The 15,400-nt window shown below is 55.6% G+C and carries 14 protein-coding genes and 1 riboswitch; of the genes, 5 read left to right on the top strand and 9 right to left on the bottom strand.

All coding sequences use genetic code 11. The features are described from left to right. Positions 1 to 82: 82 nt before the first annotated feature. A complete protein-coding gene (locus B3729_RS21115; protein ID WP_125889141.1) occupies positions 83 to 1,444 on the bottom strand; it encodes an Nramp family divalent metal transporter in 1,362 nt (453 codons plus the stop codon). Between the two features lie 228 nt (positions 1,445 to 1,672). Here B3729_RS21115 and mntR point away from each other — a divergent pair, with 228 nt between their 5' ends. Then, on the top strand, positions 1,673 to 2,101 hold the full coding sequence (mntR, locus tag B3729_RS21110) for a manganese-binding transcriptional regulator MntR (protein ID WP_414704029.1): 429 nt from the start codon (positions 1,673 to 1,675) through the stop codon (positions 2,099 to 2,101). 16 nt (positions 2,102 to 2,117) lie between these two features. On the opposite strand, the gene B3729_RS21105 is transcribed toward mntR, so the two are convergent. Genes B3729_RS21105 through B3729_RS21095 form a run of 3 tightly spaced genes read right to left on the bottom strand, consistent with a single transcriptional unit; the run spans position 2,118 to position 4,322 of the window. Further along, entirely contained in the window at positions 2,118 to 2,693 is a 576-nt protein-coding gene (locus tag B3729_RS21105) for a DUF1349 domain-containing protein (RefSeq protein ID WP_150346267.1), read from the bottom strand. A gap of 17 nt (positions 2,694 to 2,710) precedes the next feature. Then, on the bottom strand, positions 2,711 to 3,298 hold the full coding sequence (locus B3729_RS21100) for a sugar O-acetyltransferase (RefSeq protein WP_150346268.1): 588 nt from the start codon (positions 3,296 to 3,298) through the stop codon (positions 2,711 to 2,713). After that, positions 3,291 to 4,322 carry an MFS transporter gene (locus tag B3729_RS21095; protein ID WP_286788931.1) on the bottom strand — a complete coding sequence of 344 codons (1,032 nt, stop codon included), beginning with the start codon at positions 4,320 to 4,322 and terminating at the stop codon, positions 3,291 to 3,293. Before B3729_RS21095 ends, B3729_RS21100 begins: the two co-directional genes overlap by 8 nt. Before the next feature lie 131 nt (positions 4,323 to 4,453). Here B3729_RS21095 and B3729_RS21090 point away from each other — a divergent pair, with 131 nt between their 5' ends. Next, complete coding sequence (locus B3729_RS21090) at positions 4,454 to 5,005, top strand: TetR/AcrR family transcriptional regulator (protein ID WP_286788930.1); 552 nt, start codon at positions 4,454 to 4,456, stop codon at positions 5,003 to 5,005. 142 nt (positions 5,006 to 5,147) lie between these two features. Continuing rightward, complete coding sequence (locus B3729_RS21085) at positions 5,148 to 6,860, top strand: tannase/feruloyl esterase family alpha/beta hydrolase (RefSeq protein ID WP_286788929.1); 1,713 nt, start codon at positions 5,148 to 5,150, stop codon at positions 6,858 to 6,860. 44 nt (positions 6,861 to 6,904) lie between these two features. Here B3729_RS21085 and B3729_RS21080 read toward each other — a convergent pair whose 3' ends face one another. After that, on the bottom strand, positions 6,905 to 8,260 hold the full coding sequence (locus B3729_RS21080; protein ID WP_286788928.1) for an esterase-like activity of phytase family protein: 1,356 nt from the start codon (positions 8,258 to 8,260) through the stop codon (positions 6,905 to 6,907). Between the two features lie 293 nt (positions 8,261 to 8,553). Then, positions 8,554 to 8,718, top strand: a riboswitch (yybP-ykoY riboswitch). Positions 8,719 to 8,727: 9 nt separating this feature from the next. Here B3729_RS21080 and mntP point away from each other — a divergent pair. Continuing rightward, positions 8,728 to 9,300 carry a manganese efflux pump MntP gene (gene mntP / locus B3729_RS21075; RefSeq protein ID WP_286788955.1) on the top strand — a complete coding sequence of 191 codons (573 nt, stop codon included), beginning with the start codon at positions 8,728 to 8,730 and terminating at the stop codon, positions 9,298 to 9,300. 145 nt (positions 9,301 to 9,445) lie between these two features. On the opposite strand, the gene B3729_RS21070 is transcribed toward mntP, so the two are convergent. From B3729_RS21070 to B3729_RS21060, 3 genes are all read right to left on the bottom strand, one after another. After that, the gene (locus B3729_RS21070) at positions 9,446 to 9,775 is read right to left on the bottom strand and encodes a hypothetical protein (protein WP_010798807.1); all 330 of its coding nucleotides are present in this window, start codon (positions 9,773 to 9,775) and stop codon (positions 9,446 to 9,448) included. Positions 9,776 to 10,206: 431 nt separating this feature from the next. Further along, a complete protein-coding gene (locus B3729_RS21065) occupies positions 10,207 to 11,853 on the bottom strand; it encodes an acetolactate synthase large subunit (protein WP_010798806.1) in 1,647 nt (548 codons plus the stop codon). A gap of 352 nt (positions 11,854 to 12,205) precedes the next feature. Beyond that, the gene (locus B3729_RS21060) at positions 12,206 to 13,663 is read right to left on the bottom strand and encodes a PLP-dependent aminotransferase family protein (RefSeq protein WP_286788927.1); all 1,458 of its coding nucleotides are present in this window, start codon (positions 13,661 to 13,663) and stop codon (positions 12,206 to 12,208) included. A 100-nt stretch (positions 13,664 to 13,763) separates the two neighbouring features. On the opposite strand from B3729_RS21060, the gene B3729_RS21055 reads away from it, so the two are divergent. After that, on the top strand, positions 13,764 to 14,507 hold the full coding sequence (locus B3729_RS21055) for a GNAT family N-acetyltransferase (RefSeq protein WP_286788926.1): 744 nt from the start codon (positions 13,764 to 13,766) through the stop codon (positions 14,505 to 14,507). 59 nt (positions 14,508 to 14,566) lie between these two features. Here B3729_RS21055 and B3729_RS21050 read toward each other — a convergent pair whose 3' ends face one another. Beyond that, positions 14,567 to 15,298 (bottom strand): SDR family NAD(P)-dependent oxidoreductase, encoded by a 732-nt coding sequence (locus tag B3729_RS21050; RefSeq protein WP_197873576.1) that lies wholly within the window; start codon positions 15,296 to 15,298, stop codon positions 14,567 to 14,569. Positions 15,299 to 15,400 lie beyond the last annotated feature (102 nt).

The following is a 15,400-nucleotide window of genomic DNA, read 5'->3' as shown; positions in this document are numbered from 1 at the left end:
TACAAAAAAGCCAGGATCGGAGACGGTCCTGGCTTTTTTGTATGCAGCCTGGCGTATTACCCGGCCGCTGCTCGCCGTAAAGCTAGAAGATGCCGCCTCCCTGGCCGGTAAGTACATCGAAGAGCAGCTTGATGTTCAACGCAACGATCAGCAGGGCGATAAACCATGCCAGCGCCGCCACGCTACGACTAATGGCAAAACTGCCCATTAGTGTGCGATTTGATACGAACCGTACCAGCGGTATCACTGCAAATGGCAACTGCATGGACAAAACGACTTGACTCAGGACCAGCAGTTTTGCCGTGCCGCTTTCCCCGTACAGGATGGTAACCGCCACGACTGGAATGATGGCCAGCCCGCGAGTGATCAGGCGACGTGCCCAGTCTGGCAGACGCAGGTTGAGAAAGCCTTCCATGACAATCTGACCCGCCAGAGTGGCCGTCACAGTGGAGTTGATCCCTGAAGCCAATAGCGCTACCGCAAACAGTATCGAGGCGATACCTACGCCCAGCATCGGTGATAACAGGTGGTACGCCTGATCGATTTCTTCGACGTCTGTACGACCTGCCTGATGAAAGACAGCCGCTGCTGTAATCAGAATGGCCGCATTGACGAACAGGGCCAGCATAAGGGCAATGGTACTGTCCGTTACCGCCCAGCGAATACCCTGACGGCGACCTTCTTCCGTACGGGGGTAGGCCCGCGTCTGCACGATGGAGGAGTGCAGATACAGATTGTGCGGCATCACGGTCGCACCGATGATACCGATGGCCAGGTAAAGGGCTTCTGGATTCATCACCACTTCTGCCTGGGGCAAAAAGCCTTGGAGAATCTCGCCCACGGCGGGTTGTGCGAGCATCATCTGAACGCCAAAGCAGGCGAAGATAATGGTCAAAAGGGCGATGACAAAGGCTTCCAGCCAGCGGAAACCACGGCGCATCAAAAGCAGAATGATGAAGACGTCGGCGGCGGTAATGATGGCTCCCCAGACCAAAGGAATACCAAACAGTAGATTCAAGGCAATGGCGGTGCCAATTACCTCGGCCAGATCGCAGGCAATGATTGCTACCTCGCAGGCGATCCAGAGAAGGAAATTGACTGGCCTGGAGTATTGATGTCGACAGGCCTGCGCAAGATCCAACCCCGATGCGATACCCAGCCGCGCTGCCAGCGACTGGAGCAGAATAGCCATCAGGTTGGACAGCAGGATCACTGACAGCAGCATATAGCCAAACTTGGAACCGCCCGCGAGGTCGGTTGCCCAGTTGCCCGGATCCATATAGCCCACGGCTACCATGTAGCCAGGGCCGATAAAAGCCATCAGACGACGCAGCCAGTGCCCGGTTGCAGGAACAGGCACGCTGGCGTTCATTCGTCCCAGGCTGGGGCGCGGTTCTTCCCTGTCACCCCAGGAAAGTGCTGCATAAGTGGCCGACTCTTTCATGTAATGAACGCTCGCAAGGATTGTACAACGTAATACATATGAAACTTAGCCTAGGCTAAGTTTCCAAGCACGGGCAATAAAACTTATCTATTTCAAGGATTGACGGTTAAACATTTTGGCGTTGCAGAGGGGATCGGTCAGAATAGGGCGGCGCTATCCGTGTGTATCGGGCGCTTGATTCATTCTGGAGAATGTGTGGTGAGCAAAGTTCGAGGAGAAGCGGTATCGATGAAACCCCTGGTAGAGGCTTCCGTACACATGGAAGGCTTTCAGCAGGTGCGTGAAGCGCATCGGCAGGAACTCATTGAGGATTACGTCGAACTGATTTCAGACCTGATCCATGCCCATGGCGAGGCGCGCCAGATTGATATCGCCACCCGGATTGGCGTCGCCCAGCCTACGGTCGCGAAAATGCTTAAGCGTCTTGCTACCTGTGGCTATGTCGTCCAAAAGCCGTACCGGGGCATCTTCCTGACGCCGGAAGGGGAAGCGCTCGCCCAAGCCAGCCGTGAACGGCACTACATTGTCGAGTCCTTCCTCCTGGCCCTGGGAGTGGATCCAAGCGTTGCCCGACGTGACGCGGAAGGTATCGAACACCATGTCAGCAGCGAAACGTTGGACATCTTTCGCCGCTTCGTGGAAGCCAAGCACGGCTGACCTTTTATAAGGGCGTTCAACTCAAATCATGCAACGGCTTGTCCAGTGCAGGCCCAACGGTAAAGTCCGAGAATACGATTTCCAGGCCAGCGCGTTCGGGCGTGCAGCAGAACGGTCCGACTTCAACGGCGCTGGAGCCTGGAAAATAGGCCAGCCTTAGCAATGGCCACTCTTGCCCATCCAGCGAATACTGAATTCTCAAGGCGTTGTCCTTGAGAGTCGCCCTGAGCCAGAAGGTATCAGGCTCGCCCGGCAGTGCACCTACAGCCCAGTCCGAATGGCCCAGCGTCAACACACTACCGATGAGGCGTTGGCCATCACTGACCTCTATGCCCGCTTTACACCATGTGGTGTTGTTCAGACGGATCATGAGTCCTGCCTGATCATAGAGTTCGCTGAACCGACCCTCTATCTTCACCATTGCCGTAAAGTCAGCTCCCGCGGCGACATGAAACCAGTGCCCGGTGTCTCGAATAAAGCCATAGTAGGTCTCGCGCCAGAAGTCGGTACGCGCATCCGTTATCACGCGCAGGTGATCATTCTCAAGTGCCCAGCGGCTGGGCTCGTTCAACCATTTGCAGTGATTCCACATGATCCGGGCTCCAGGGGTCAGTGCGAAGGAGGGCTGGTACGATCGGCGTTGTCTATTGTTCTCAGCACCCGGCAGGGATTACCTACCGCCACCACATGAGCCGGGATATCTTTCGTTACGACGCTACCTGCGCCGATGACAGCGCCTTCGCCAATCGTCACACCTGGCAACACTGTAACGCCCCCACCAATCCAGACGTTGTCGCCGATGGTAATGGGATGCGCATATTCCAGACCCTGGTTTCGTCGTTCTGCATCCAGCGGATGGCCAGCCGTGTACAGTCCTACGTTGGGCGCTATGAATACGTTGCAGCCAATGCTGACCTTGGCGCAGTCCAGAATCACCAGATTGACATTGGAATAGAAATTTTCTCCCAGCTCGATGTTATAGCCGTAATCGCAATGAAAGGGCGCCTCGATGAGCACATGCTCCCCTGTCTTGCCCAACAGCGTTTTCAAAATACGCTTTTTGCCCTCAAGGTCCCGAGGATCAAGGTGGTTATAAGCATGAACCTGAACCTTGGCCTCCAGGCGCTGCTGGATAAGTTCAGCATCATTGTTGGCGTCATAGAGCAGGCCGGCGGCCGCTTTTTCGCGTTCATTCATGGCAGGCTTCCTTGATTCGACGTTCCGAATGCAATCGACTGTCTCGTACAGCAGGTGCCAGCAGAACCGTTGCAGCCACCAATACCAGCACAACCACCATGGCCATGCGTAACCCGTAGGCTTGTCCAATGAAGCCCAGCGAGGGCGGGCCGATCAGAAAGGCGAGATAGCCCACGGTTGCCACGGCTGCTACCCGCTTGGCCGACTGTTCGCCAGAGTCGCCGGCAGCAGAGATCCCCACCGGAAAACCCAGCGATGCGCCAAGCCCCCAGAAGAGTACAGAGGCCGCCGCCAAGATGGGGTTGTCAGAGAACGACACGAGGGCAATACCCAACGCACCGGACAGGGCACTGGCCCGTATGACGGCCTCTCGGCTGAATCGCTGGAGGATATAGGTTCCTGAAAAGCGCCCTATCGTCATGGCCGTGGTAAAGCCGGCATACACGAGTGCGCTGGACGCCGGATCGAAACCGTGTCCATCGACCATCAACAGCGGCAGCCAGTCAGTGGCGGAGCCTTCCGCCAGGGCAAGCGCCAGTACAATCAGACCAATCATGATCAGCGTCTTGTCTTTCCAGGGTCTGAAAGGCATGGCCGGCGGCTGCTCTGCCTTGCTTGCGGTATGTGTCTGTCCGGTACCCGGGGGGATGGCGAGGCACGCCCAGACGCAGGGAAGCAGGGTCGCCGCGCCCATGAGAATAAGGTGCCAGAAGACCGGCAGCGAAAGATGAGTCAGTCCCAGGCTGATCAGCGAGCCTGCCAATGTGCCAAGGCTGAAACAGCCATGAAGCGCGGGCAGAAGCGGTTTGCGTGTGGTGGTTTCAAGTTCGGCGCCCTCGATATTGATGGCAATGTCCGAAAGGCCCAGGCCTAGGCCGAACAGGATCATGCCCATTTCACTGGTAGAGGCACTCAGCAGGTCCCGGATATCGGGTGTCCGGGTTACCCATGACGCCAATAGGAGTCCGGGGATCAAAAACAGTACAAACAGAGCGGTACGTCTGCGCCGAATCGCGGGAGTCACGGATTTACTCCATCCTAGATAAAACAAAATCAGGGCTTATGTGTACGTTCGTACACATGGTAGCCTGTTCGTTCCATCCGTCCACCCGACCTATACGGTTACGTTGCATTGTTTTCGGAGACTGACACGGCATGCCCTCTGAACGACGTCTGGATCCTGAGCGAAGGAGTCGCATCATTGATGCCACTCTGGAGGTCATCGCGCGTGATGGCGTGTCAGGCGCTACCCACCGCCGCATTGCAGCCGTGGCTGATGTGCCACTGGGCTCGATGACTTATCACTTTGACGGCATCGAGCACTTGCTCAAGGAAGCGTTCACCCGTTTTGCCTGGTCCATTTCTGCCCGCTTCGATGCTCTCCTGGGCGCAGCCAAGACACCCGAGCAAGCCCTCGACGCCGTGGCTAATGTGATCTGTGGCGATTTCTGGCAGGAAGACAATGGCCGCGTGATGACGCTTTCCTATGAACTCTACGCCTACGCGAGTCGCAACCCCGCAATGAAGTCGATCATGCAGGACTGGATGTTTCGCAGTCAGCGGGCACTGGCGCAGCATTTCGATGCACGTACTGCCAGAACGCTAGATGCTCTGATCGAAGGGCTGACCATACATCGCTCCGTTGAGCAAGAGCCGACGACCCGTGAAGATGTTCTGCGGGTGATCAGGTTGATCGTCAATGGCTGAATGCATTTGTCTACGCGGATTCGCTTGCGTCTAATAGTTAATTATATTAACTATTAGACAGAGGTAACCGCTGCTGTCATCCGGTGTCGCCTCTGTGATTGCTCTTTGACTGCTCCGACAATAAACACAAGAAGGACGCACCATGAAGCGAACCATTACCCACAAGACGCTGGCCGTTGCCGGCTGCGTGAGTGCTTTAGCTTTTGTTATTCCCCTCGCCAGCGCTGACTCCACCCTCTCGTTGCAAGGTAGTTGCACCTCGCTGGCACGCAAGCTTGCCAGGCTTGATAACACTCTGTTTGACACAGCCACGCGGATTGATGCCGGTGAGCTCAAGGTCGGCGGGCATGATATTGCGGCCCACTGCCTGATTCAGGGGCGCATGAATCCTCGAACTGGTATCGATGGCGCCCATTATGCCGTTGGCTTTGAGATGCGCTTGCCCCTGGCCTGGAACGGACGGTTCTTCTATCAGGCCAATGGCGGGCTGGATGGCAGTGTAGTTACCGCTACAGGCGGGCTGGGCGGAGGGCCGGTCACTAATGCCCTCGATAAAGGCTTTGCCGTTCTGAGCTCCGATGCCGGTCATACGGCGCAACAGAACATGACATTTGGCATCGACCCGCAGGCCCGTCTCGACTATGGCTATCAGGCGGCCTTGAGACTGACGCCCATGGCCAAGCAGGCGTTACAGATAGCCTATGGCAGGCGGCCTGAACACTCCTACTTCGGTGGATGCTCCAATGGCGGTCGGCATACCTTTGTAGCCATGAATCGGCTGGCGAACGACTACGATGGCTTCCTGGCCGGCGCACCGGGCTATCGGCTTCCCCTGGCAGCGGTAGCCAGTATCTTTGGGGCGCAGCAGTATGCCAAGGTCGCCACGGATCCCAATGACCTGTCTACTGCATTCACTGCCCAGGAGCGTGCCTTGGTTGCAAAACGCGTCCTGGCACGTTGCGATGCCTTGGATGGTGCTACCGATGGGCTTGTGCAGGATTACCCGCGCTGCCAGCGTACGTTCAGCCTGTGGCGAGATGTTCCCACCTGTCGGGGTGAGCGCAACGGTCAGTGCCTGAGCATTGCGCAGAAGCGTGCCATAGACCCTATTTTCAAGGGAGCTACAACGCGGGTGGGCAAGCGATTCTATTCGAGTTTCCCCTATGACAGCGGTCTTGCGACCAAGGATGTAGCCTCCTGGGAGTTCGAGTCGCCTATCAGCCGTGACTCATTGGCTGTGGGTATTGTATTTGGCGTACCGCCGGTAAGCCCGGCGACGTTCGATGGCAAGTCGCTGGCCCTCAACAGCTCCATTGATGATCTGCTCGCACGAATCACACGTTCCAATGCGATCTACACCGAATCCGCCATGCGATTCATGACACCCCCGGATCCTACCCGTCTTGGTTTACTCAGGCAGCGGGGAGCCAAGGTCATGGTGTATCACGGTGTCAGCGATCCCATTTTCTCGGTTGACGATACTGTAGCCTGGTATGAGGGCCTTCAGAAGGCCAACCGAGGACAGGCAGAGCGCTTTGCCCGCTTGTATACCGTACCGGGCATGGGACATTGCCAGGGCGGACCGTCCACCGATCAATTCGACATGCTGACGCCTCTGGTCAACTGGGTTGAAAAGGGCAGGGCGCCAGAAGAGATCATTGCCACCGCACGCGGCGTAGGTAATGCAGGCGGAGTGAACGCTGACGTTCCGGCGGACTGGTCACCTGCACGGACACGTCCACTGTGTCCTTATCCGCGTATTGCTTTGTACAACGGCACGGGCGATATCGAATCGGCGGCAAGTTTCAGCTGCCGTGAACGGCCCCGTAGTTCGTCTGGAAAAACGGAGCTGTAAGTCTGGTAGAGGCGCTCCGAGGAATGCTTCGGAGCGCTTCTGGTTTACTGGCCGTTTCTGGCCATTTTCAAAGGCAGACCGCACCGTGCATTACTGGTGCGTTGTAACAGGTGTGGCGGCCACATGCCTGGAATAGGCTGGGCCAGACGGATTTTAAGAAACTCGGTCGCGTCTGCTGCCCGCTCGCGACCACCACCGCCCGGAAAGTTGTTGTCGTTGACCACCAGCAGGGTGCGCTCGTCCAGCGGCAGCACGTCTTCGATGGTGACATAGGGGAACGTGAATACATTTGAGCCATCGCCGTTCAGGTCGTCTGGGTCGTCCAGGCGCATCAGATCGACCAGCTCGGTCTTGCGTACCACGCCGCCATTAGGCACGGCACGGGTGTCGATCAGGTAGATCCGCTTGAACGGGACGCCATTGGTAGCTGTGCCGCCGTTACGCTCGATGACCAGAAAGCGATTATCGTCGATGGCTGTCATGTCCCCAATAGCATTGCCAGCAGCTTGGGTACGATAAAAATAGGTAACGCCAGTGAAGCGCTCATGATCGATATCGAATTCGTTGATACGCAGCTGGTTAGCCGGATCACCTGTCACCGGTTTTTCCAGTAGGGCATACAATTTGTCACCACGGGGGTTGATAGCCATACCCTCAAACCCACCCGAGCCGCCCAGGTTGGCCGTGGCCTTTCCTGCCACAACGTCCTTGTTTTCCGGCGCGTAAACGCCTGGGAGTGGGATTTCGCTCCGCAATACGGTTCCTGAGCCGTCTGTCTTGACCAGATAAGGTCCGAACTCATCGCCAAACCACAATGCACAGTTCTTGTCTCGGCGCACGGACTCGACGTCCAGATCAGCACCAGTGATCAGGCGAGAGAACTGAATGGCGGGATCCACTTCGGGATTGGTGCTTTTGTTGTAGTAGTGAGCGTAATCCGCCTGGATAGGCATGGTCAGTTTACGGTTGACATCGTTGAGCGTGATTCGCGACGGCTCGGTAAAGCGAGCCAGAGGCATGCCGGTCAGAGCGTTGCTTGCGGTAATCGTACCAGTACCGCCGCGGCGGGTCTTGAAATCAACCCGTGCGCTATACAGACGCAGCAGGGCATCGGCAGAGTTGGCCTGAGTACCGAAGCCATTGTCTGTCAGGAACAGAAAACTGTTTTCATCAGCGCCTGGCAACACCGCGGAAAACCCCTGTACGGGCTGGAGGCCCTGATAAGGCGGTAGAAAGGTGCCATACGAATTTGGACTGATGAACTGGCCAGAAGTAGGCCCATCGGAAAACGTATCAGGTGGCATGACAGCCCAGCCTACCAGCGTGTTATTGGGAGACGCCAGCGCATGGGTAGACAGCACAGCCGCCAGCGCGACCCAGAGAGGCCGTACTTTTTTCATTGTTATCTTCTCCGTCCAGGAAGTGAGTGCACCGGTCGCAAGCCCATGGCAGCTGCTCCAGTGGTACTGAGCACAATACGGCGCAAGTGTGTCAGGCATATGGCACCGAGCCGCGCGGCTGGCGGTACGTTGACGCCTGTGCCAGAGGGAGAGGTATACGCTGAGGTTATACAGGCTCAAGGTGCGTGAGGCCCTTTCGAGCCTATGAGGTGACGACAAAACATAGCCATGGCTAAAAAGATTAGCTCTATCTATCTGATAGACTTGATAAATTTCTTTGTGTATTGTGGCGGCTTCTTTGGGGAGTAGCCTGCTTTCGAATGCTTCGAAAGTGTTTATGTCAACATTCTCGGCATGCATGCCGTGGCATAAACGACCACCCGGTTGGCGAGACCATTGATATATCTGCGTTCAGGATCGGGCGCGTGGATATGTCATTGGACGTTAGCCCGATCGGTACGGAAATCGTGAATCCAGCTGCTCTCGTCTTACTTGCCTTAGCCATGTCCACGGATGCGTTCGCCGCTGCGGTGGGCAAAGGTGCCAGCCTGCATAAGCCTTGTCTGCGAGAAGCGCTGCGCACCGGTGCGATCTTTGGCACCATTGAGGCCATTACCCCCGTCATTGGCTGGGCTGCCGGCCTTGCAGCTGCTCAGTTTGTACAAGAGTGGGATCACTGGATTGCCTTTACGCTTCTGTTAGGTCTGGGTCTGCGCATGATCTGGTCTGGCGTGAGAGAAGCAGAAGAGGTCGTGGAAAAGCCCACTCAGCACTCGTTCTGGTTGCTCGCCATTACGGCGGTAGCCACCAGTATCGATGCCCTGGCGGTCGGCGTGGGGCTTGCTTTCATCAACGTCAATATCATTGGCGCGGCGCTGGCCATCGGCTTGGCGACCATGATCATGGTGACTATCGGCGTCATGTTGGGGCGCGTGATGGGGGCTGTCATCGGCAAGCGGGCCGAGATCATTGGTGGGGTAGTGCTAATCGGTATCGGCTCGGTCATTCTATATGAGCATCTGACCGCAGTAACCGGCTGATCCGGCTGGGTGCCGTCCGTAATCGTTGATCAATTACGTCCTGTTTCATGTTTTAAAACCAGAGCGCCTGCGGTAGATGTCTGCAGGCGCTCTGGTGTTCTGGGGAAGCGTTCCTGAGAAGGACTGGCGCTTCCTGGCTGCTTCGTTAACGCTGAACGTTAGGGAAGCGCTGCTTCAGGTAAGTATCCACTTCATTAAAGTCATAGCCCTGCTCTTTGGCCTTAAGGGCAAGGTCTGATACACATTTCGGACTTGGCGCATCTGCTGCCTCATCTTTACAGACGTCCGGCTGGGCCTGGGTAATGTATTCGCTGACTGAAGGTCTGGGTTTGACGGCATCGCCATCAAAGGTCTCGGACTTGGGCAGAATGAACTTGTTGACCACGATGGCAAACAGGATTCCCAGGATCGCAAGCGTTATGACATACGTAGCCGTAATGCGTTTACGCTTTGGGACATTCTCTAACTGGCTCAAATCAGCACTCCTTTCTAGAGGGATCGATAACATTGTCCTTCGGTTACGATTTAGTAACCCGCTTGTGACCAGAAGTTCAGCATTTTGCCGTGCAGGACGTTGATCCGAATCAATACCGAGTTGACGTTAGAGTGGGGTAGCAGGTCGGACTGTGGATTTCCAGCGTTTCAGCCTGAAAGGTTTTCCACTTATAAAGTGAATATGCTTGTGGATAATTATGCCTAGCCCATACACGGCAAGGGCTGGACAGAGTTGATCATTTTTTGATCAGTTAGGGCTCGAGCAGTGCCCAGCAGTAACCGGATCGCTTTGATTCATGAGGCGCCGACGCGATAGGGTGAAAAGGTGGGGCTATACCCATTCCTCCAGACTCTCAAACCAAACGCCCCCGTTAGTACGGGGGCGTTTGGTTTCATCGGGTACAGTGCTGTTTAGACCTGAGCGCTGCGCTCCTTGATTTCCTGGTGCAGAATGCGGTCGTTTTCGGAGTAATCGACCGGGCAATCGATTACATGTACGCCTGGTGTGTTCACGCAGCGCTCAACCAATGAGGCGAATTCCGCAGCGCTTTCCACCCGATGGCCCTGAGCGCCATAGCTTTCGGCATAACGGACAAAATCCGGGTTGCCATAATCCAGACCGTAGTCCTCAAAGCCCATCTGCGCCTGCTTCCAGCGAATCATGCCGTATCCGTCATCACGCAGAATGATGACCACAAGGTTCATCTTCAGACGTACTGCAGTTTCCAGCTCTTGGCTGTTCATCATGAAACCGCCGTCGCCGCAGACAGCAACGATAGGCGTCTGTGGATGAACCAGGCGTGCCGCCATGGCAGAAGGCAGACCAGCACCCATGGTAGCCAATGCGTTGTCCAGCAACACCGTGTTAGGCATGTAGGCCTTGTAGTTACGGGCAAACCAGATCTTGTAGATACCGTTATCCAGCGCCACGATACCATCCGACGGCAGCACCTTGCGCAGGTCTGCAACCATACGCTGCGGGTACATCGGGAAGCGGTCATCTGTGGAGCCTTCGGAGACATGAGCCTCGTTGGCTTCACGAATGGTCAACAGGCGGTCGAAGTCCCAGGTTGGTTGAACTTCAATGGCTTCCTTGATTTGCCAGATGGCATTGGCGATATCGCCTACCACTTCTACCTGAGGGAAATACACCGGATCGACTTCGGCCGAGCGGAAGTTGATGTGGATGACCTCCGTACCTCCACGCACCATGAAGAACGGTGGCTTTTCGATGACGTCGTGGCCAATGTTGACGATCAGATCAGCCGACTCCAGCGCACGGTGCACGAAGTCACCGGCCGACAGCGCCGCGTTACCCAGGAAACGGGGATGACGCTCATCCACCACCCCTTTACCCATCTGGGTGGTAATGAACGGAATACCCGTCTTTTCAATTAACTGACGCAGCACGCGCGCCGTCATCTTGCGATTGGCCCCCGCACCGATGACCAGGACTGGGCTGCGTGCGCCTTCCAGCTTGGATATGGCCGCCTGGATGGACTTGTATTCAGCGATGGGTCGGCGGGTCAGGCTGGGTGGAATCGGGGTGCTTTCAGTCTGCTCAGCCGCGATGTCTTCTGGAAGCTCCAGGTGAACCGAACCGGGCTTTTCTTCTTCAGCCAGACGGATCGCTTCACGAATACGCGAAGGGATATTGTCGGCAGAGGCCAGCTGGTGTGTGTACTTGGTGATTGGGTCCATCATGCCGCAGACATCGATAATCTGGAAACGGCCTTGCTTGGACTTCTTGATCGGCTTCTGCCCGGTGATCATCATCATCGGCATGCCGCCCAGGTAGGCATAGGCGCCTGCAGTCACAAGGTTTGTGGCGCCCGGGCCTAACGTCGACAGACACACGCCGGTCTTACCGGTCAGACGACCATAGGTCGCCGCCATGAATCCGGCGGATTGTTCGTGACGTGTCAGGATCAGTTTGATCTGGCTGGAACGGGAGAGCGAGTCCAGCAGGTCTAGGTTTTCTTCCCCAGGAATACCAAAGATGTATTCCACACCTTCGTTTTCCAGACAACGTACGATCAAATCAGAGGCCTTGGCCATCACTTTTTCCTTTAGGTAGGGCGGTTAGAGAAGCTCCGACCCAAGGGTGCAATGCTGATAGTGATTTGTCCATGCCGCATGGGCCGTAGAAGGACAAATTCAGTAAAGAAATTCATTTTTTTGCAAAAAAAGCGAGGCGGAACAGACGAAATGTAGTGGTTTAGCTCAATAGCTACATGCTGACGCCTTAGCCTGACCGGATGATAGTGAAGTGAGGCAATTTATAGCCAGCCTTAGGTTGTCTTTAAGGGTGCAAGGGGCTCTTTCAAATTCGTACGGTAGATCTGCATGGATACGAAAGAGATAACGTTAAGCCTGGGCCGTGACTGGAACCCTTCAGCAACATCAGTAATCAAGCGCTTTTAAGAAGTTGCCCAAGTCTGCTGGCCAGCGGAGCAAACAGTTCCGTCGCCGTATTGCCATATCCAATTACCAAGCCGTTGTCCTCGGGCAGCGGTGACAAGGTATAACGCGACAGAGCCGCTGGAGCCATATTGTAGCGACTGGCCGCTTCAACTACCTTCTGATCACAACAATGTGCGGGTAGACGTAACGTCAGATGCATTCCCGCATTTCCACCCATGAGTTCATAGGGCATAGGGATGAACTGCTGGAGCGCGGTGCGCAAGATCTGTTGGCGCTCACGGTACAGGCGCCGCATGCGGCCTAGATGACGGCTGAAATGTCCCTTCTCGATAAAGGACGCCATCGCCAGCTGCTCATAACGATGTCCTCCACGCAGCATTTCTGTCAGGGAGGCGCGGGTCGCTACCATCAGTGAGTGAGGCAGTACCATGAAACCCAGGCGAAGCGCTGGAAACATGGTTTTGCTGAAGCTGCCGATATACACCACCGGTGCATTCAGGACAAGGCCTTGCATGGCTTTTACAGGCTCACCGAAATGGCGAAACTCGCTGTCATAATCATCTTCAATGATCCAGGCGCCATGCGCTCGTGCCTGCTCAATCAATGTCAGACGGCGGCTTACGCTAAGTACTGACCCCATGGGATATTGATGAGAGGGAGTGGTGTAGATCAGGCGAGGTGGAGCAGTAACCCAGTCAGCGGCTGCTACTGCCAACCCTTCTGTATCGACCCGTTTGGGAACGATATGTAGATCACCTGCACGCATTGCAGTCTTTATACCCCGGTAGCCGGGATCTTCAATCCAGGCCGTATCGCCTGGATTGGTCAGCAGGCGAACAGATAGCGCCAGGGCTTCCTGGGTTCCTTCGGTAATGATGATCTGTTCTGCCGTGCAGTTAACCCCGCGTGAAAGCGAGAGATAACGTGCTAGCGAGGCGCGTAAACGTGGCTCACCCAACGGATCTCCATAGCCCAGACCCGAAGAGCCCGCACGGCTGATCTCCTGATCCAACACCCGTCGCCAGGTAGAGAGCGGAAAGTAGGAAAGTGCCGGGATACCAGGCCGGAGTGCACCGCTGGATTCGGCGAGCGCTGAGCCATTCCCTATCTGCTCAATGCGTCGGGCCAGTCCGGCCGTACATGGCATATCATCTACAGCGGATACAGGCCTCTCGGACAATCTCGCGACTCGGGTACCGGTAGAGCTCGCATGAACATACCCTTCGGTGGAAAGTTGCTCATATACGGCAATGACCGTGTTGCGTGAAATTGATAACGCACTGGCCAGTTCACGTGAGCCGGGCAGCCGAGTGTCTGCCGCCAACTGTCCCTTCAAAATAGCTGATTGGAGTCGTTCATAGAGCTGTGCCTGCAACGACGCCGCTGATGGGGCTCGAGAGAGTGGTGTGCCAAACAGCAACAGGGTTTCACGTATCGTATTCATCAGCTAAGTGTCTGGCTCTATAAAAAAGCTCAAATGTGGCTCTTTTGGCAGAGCCATATCCTGAATACCGTTATAGCTCATTCAACTGTTGGTCAGGTAGATGATGAATCGGGAAGGAATACGGAACGCGTACCAACAACCCATAGGGCAGCCTCTGGCAGAGTGGACAGAGCGTTCATGGCCGTCTCGTACGGTAAAGGAGGGTCGCTATTGTCGCCTTGAGCCACTCAATGCTGAGATCCACGCATCCGACCTGTACGAGGCGTATGGTTATGCAGAAGACGGCAGAGACTGGACCTATATGCTGTCCGGCCCTTTCACTCATGAAGCGGACTATTACCGGTTTGCCGAGCAGGCTGCTGCGAGTGAGGACCCGATGCACTTCGCGGTGGTCGATCTACGAAGCGGTCGCGCGGTTGGGACGTTGTCCCTGATGCGGATAGATCCTGCCAATGGCATTATGGAGGTTGGGCATGTTGCTTTCTCCATACTCATGAAGCGCTCGATACTTTCAACCGAAGCACATTATCTGCTTATGTATCATGCCTTCGAGGACCTGGGCTATCGGCGTTACGAGTGGAAATGCGATAGCCTGAACGAGCCCTCGCGCCAGGCTGCGCTTCGCTTGGGGTTTCAGTTTGAAGGTGTATTCCGGCAGGCTCTGGTCTACAAGGGACGGAGCCGGGATACGGCCTGGTTTTCAATCATTGACACTGAATGGCCGGTACTGCGTAACGCGTTTACAGGATGGTTAGACCCGGCCAACTTTAACGAGGACGGCCAACAGCTCTGTTCCCTTCAGGCATTCCAAAGAAGCGCTCGGGTAAACGATCCACTCGGTTGAACCGACTTGGTTGATTCAGAGAAAAGCCGTAGCAACTTTTACTCCGGCCTTCCTGCGCTTCAAACATGCTGGCCGCCATTGACATGGATCTCGGAGCCATTAATGTACGACGCGCCTCCTGTACATAAAAAGTAGATCAAGGAGGCCACTTCCTCGGGCTTACCCAGGCGGTGAAGTGGAATATCGCGTTGAACGATTTCTTCCGTTCCGGGTGAAAGAATCGAGGTATCGATTTCACCTGGAGCAATGGCATTTACCCTGATGCCGTGCGGGCCGAAGTCGTAGGCCATTTCCCGGGTCAGCGCCGAAAGGGCCGCTTTGGACGTTGCATAGGCTACGCCGGCGAATGGATGAACTCGCGACCCAGCAATAGAGGTGACGTTGATGACGCAGCCCCTGGCGGCCTTGAGCTCATTGAACAACCCTTTTGCCAGCAGGGCGGTAGAAAATAAGTTGACGTTGAATACCTTGATCCAATCGGCGTAGCCCATTTCTAACACACCCAGCCGTGAACCGGTCTCGCTTTTGGGTGAGATGCCAGCATTATTCACTAGCGCGTCAAGACGACCACCCAGTTTGTCGTGAATCAGCGCCAAGTTCTGCTCAACGCTATCGATGTCTTCGAGGTCGAGATGGATATGATTCATCAATCCTTCGGACCAGGGGCAGTCTGCCGCCCAATTCTGGCGTGAAGCGGTAAATACGCGCCAGCCCGCTGCATTGAAGTGCTTGACCGTGGCATGGCCGATGCCACGGCTCGCGCCTGTCAACAATAATGTCTTTTGCGTCATGACCGTCTTCCTGAAAAGGGACACCTATCATAAGCATATCTGCCTATTTGTGGTGTACAGGCGGCCTAGCGGTTAAACCACTGTTCAAGTTCGGAAGAAAGG

Source organism: Pseudomonas sp. UBA3149 (assembly GCF_002364655.1).
Taxonomy (GTDB): Bacteria; Pseudomonadota; Gammaproteobacteria; order Pseudomonadales; family Pseudomonadaceae; genus Chryseomonas; species Chryseomonas luteola.
This window is presented reverse-complemented; position numbering and strand designations above follow the sequence as displayed.

Coding starts and splice junctions, on each gene's coding strand:
- B3729_RS21115 (WP_125889141.1), bottom strand. CDS start 1,444: ATGAAAGAGTCGGCCACTTATGCAGCACTTTCCTGGGGTGACAGGGAA.
- mntR (WP_414704029.1), top strand. CDS start 1,673: ATGAAACCCCTGGTAGAGGCTTCCGTACACATGGAAGGCTTTCAGCAG.
- B3729_RS21105 (WP_150346267.1), bottom strand. CDS start 2,693: ATGTGGAATCACTGCAAATGGTTGAACGAGCCCAGCCGCTGGGCACTT.
- B3729_RS21100 (WP_150346268.1), bottom strand. CDS start 3,298: ATGAATGAACGCGAAAAAGCGGCCGCCGGCCTGCTCTATGACGCCAAC.
- B3729_RS21090 (WP_286788930.1), top strand. CDS start 4,454: ATGCCCTCTGAACGACGTCTGGATCCTGAGCGAAGGAGTCGCATCATT.
- B3729_RS21085 (WP_286788929.1), top strand. CDS start 5,148: ATGAAGCGAACCATTACCCACAAGACGCTGGCCGTTGCCGGCTGCGTG.
- B3729_RS21080 (WP_286788928.1), bottom strand. CDS start 8,260: ATGAAAAAAGTACGGCCTCTCTGGGTCGCGCTGGCGGCTGTGCTGTCT.
- B3729_RS21065 (WP_010798806.1), bottom strand. CDS start 11,853: ATGGCCAAGGCCTCTGATTTGATCGTACGTTGTCTGGAAAACGAAGGT.
- B3729_RS21060 (WP_286788927.1), bottom strand. CDS start 13,663: ATGAATACGATACGTGAAACCCTGTTGCTGTTTGGCACACCACTCTCT.
- B3729_RS21055 (WP_286788926.1), top strand. CDS start 13,764: ATGATGAATCGGGAAGGAATACGGAACGCGTACCAACAACCCATAGGG.
- B3729_RS21050 (WP_197873576.1), bottom strand. CDS start 15,298: ATGACGCAAAAGACATTATTGTTGACAGGCGCGAGCCGTGGCATCGGC.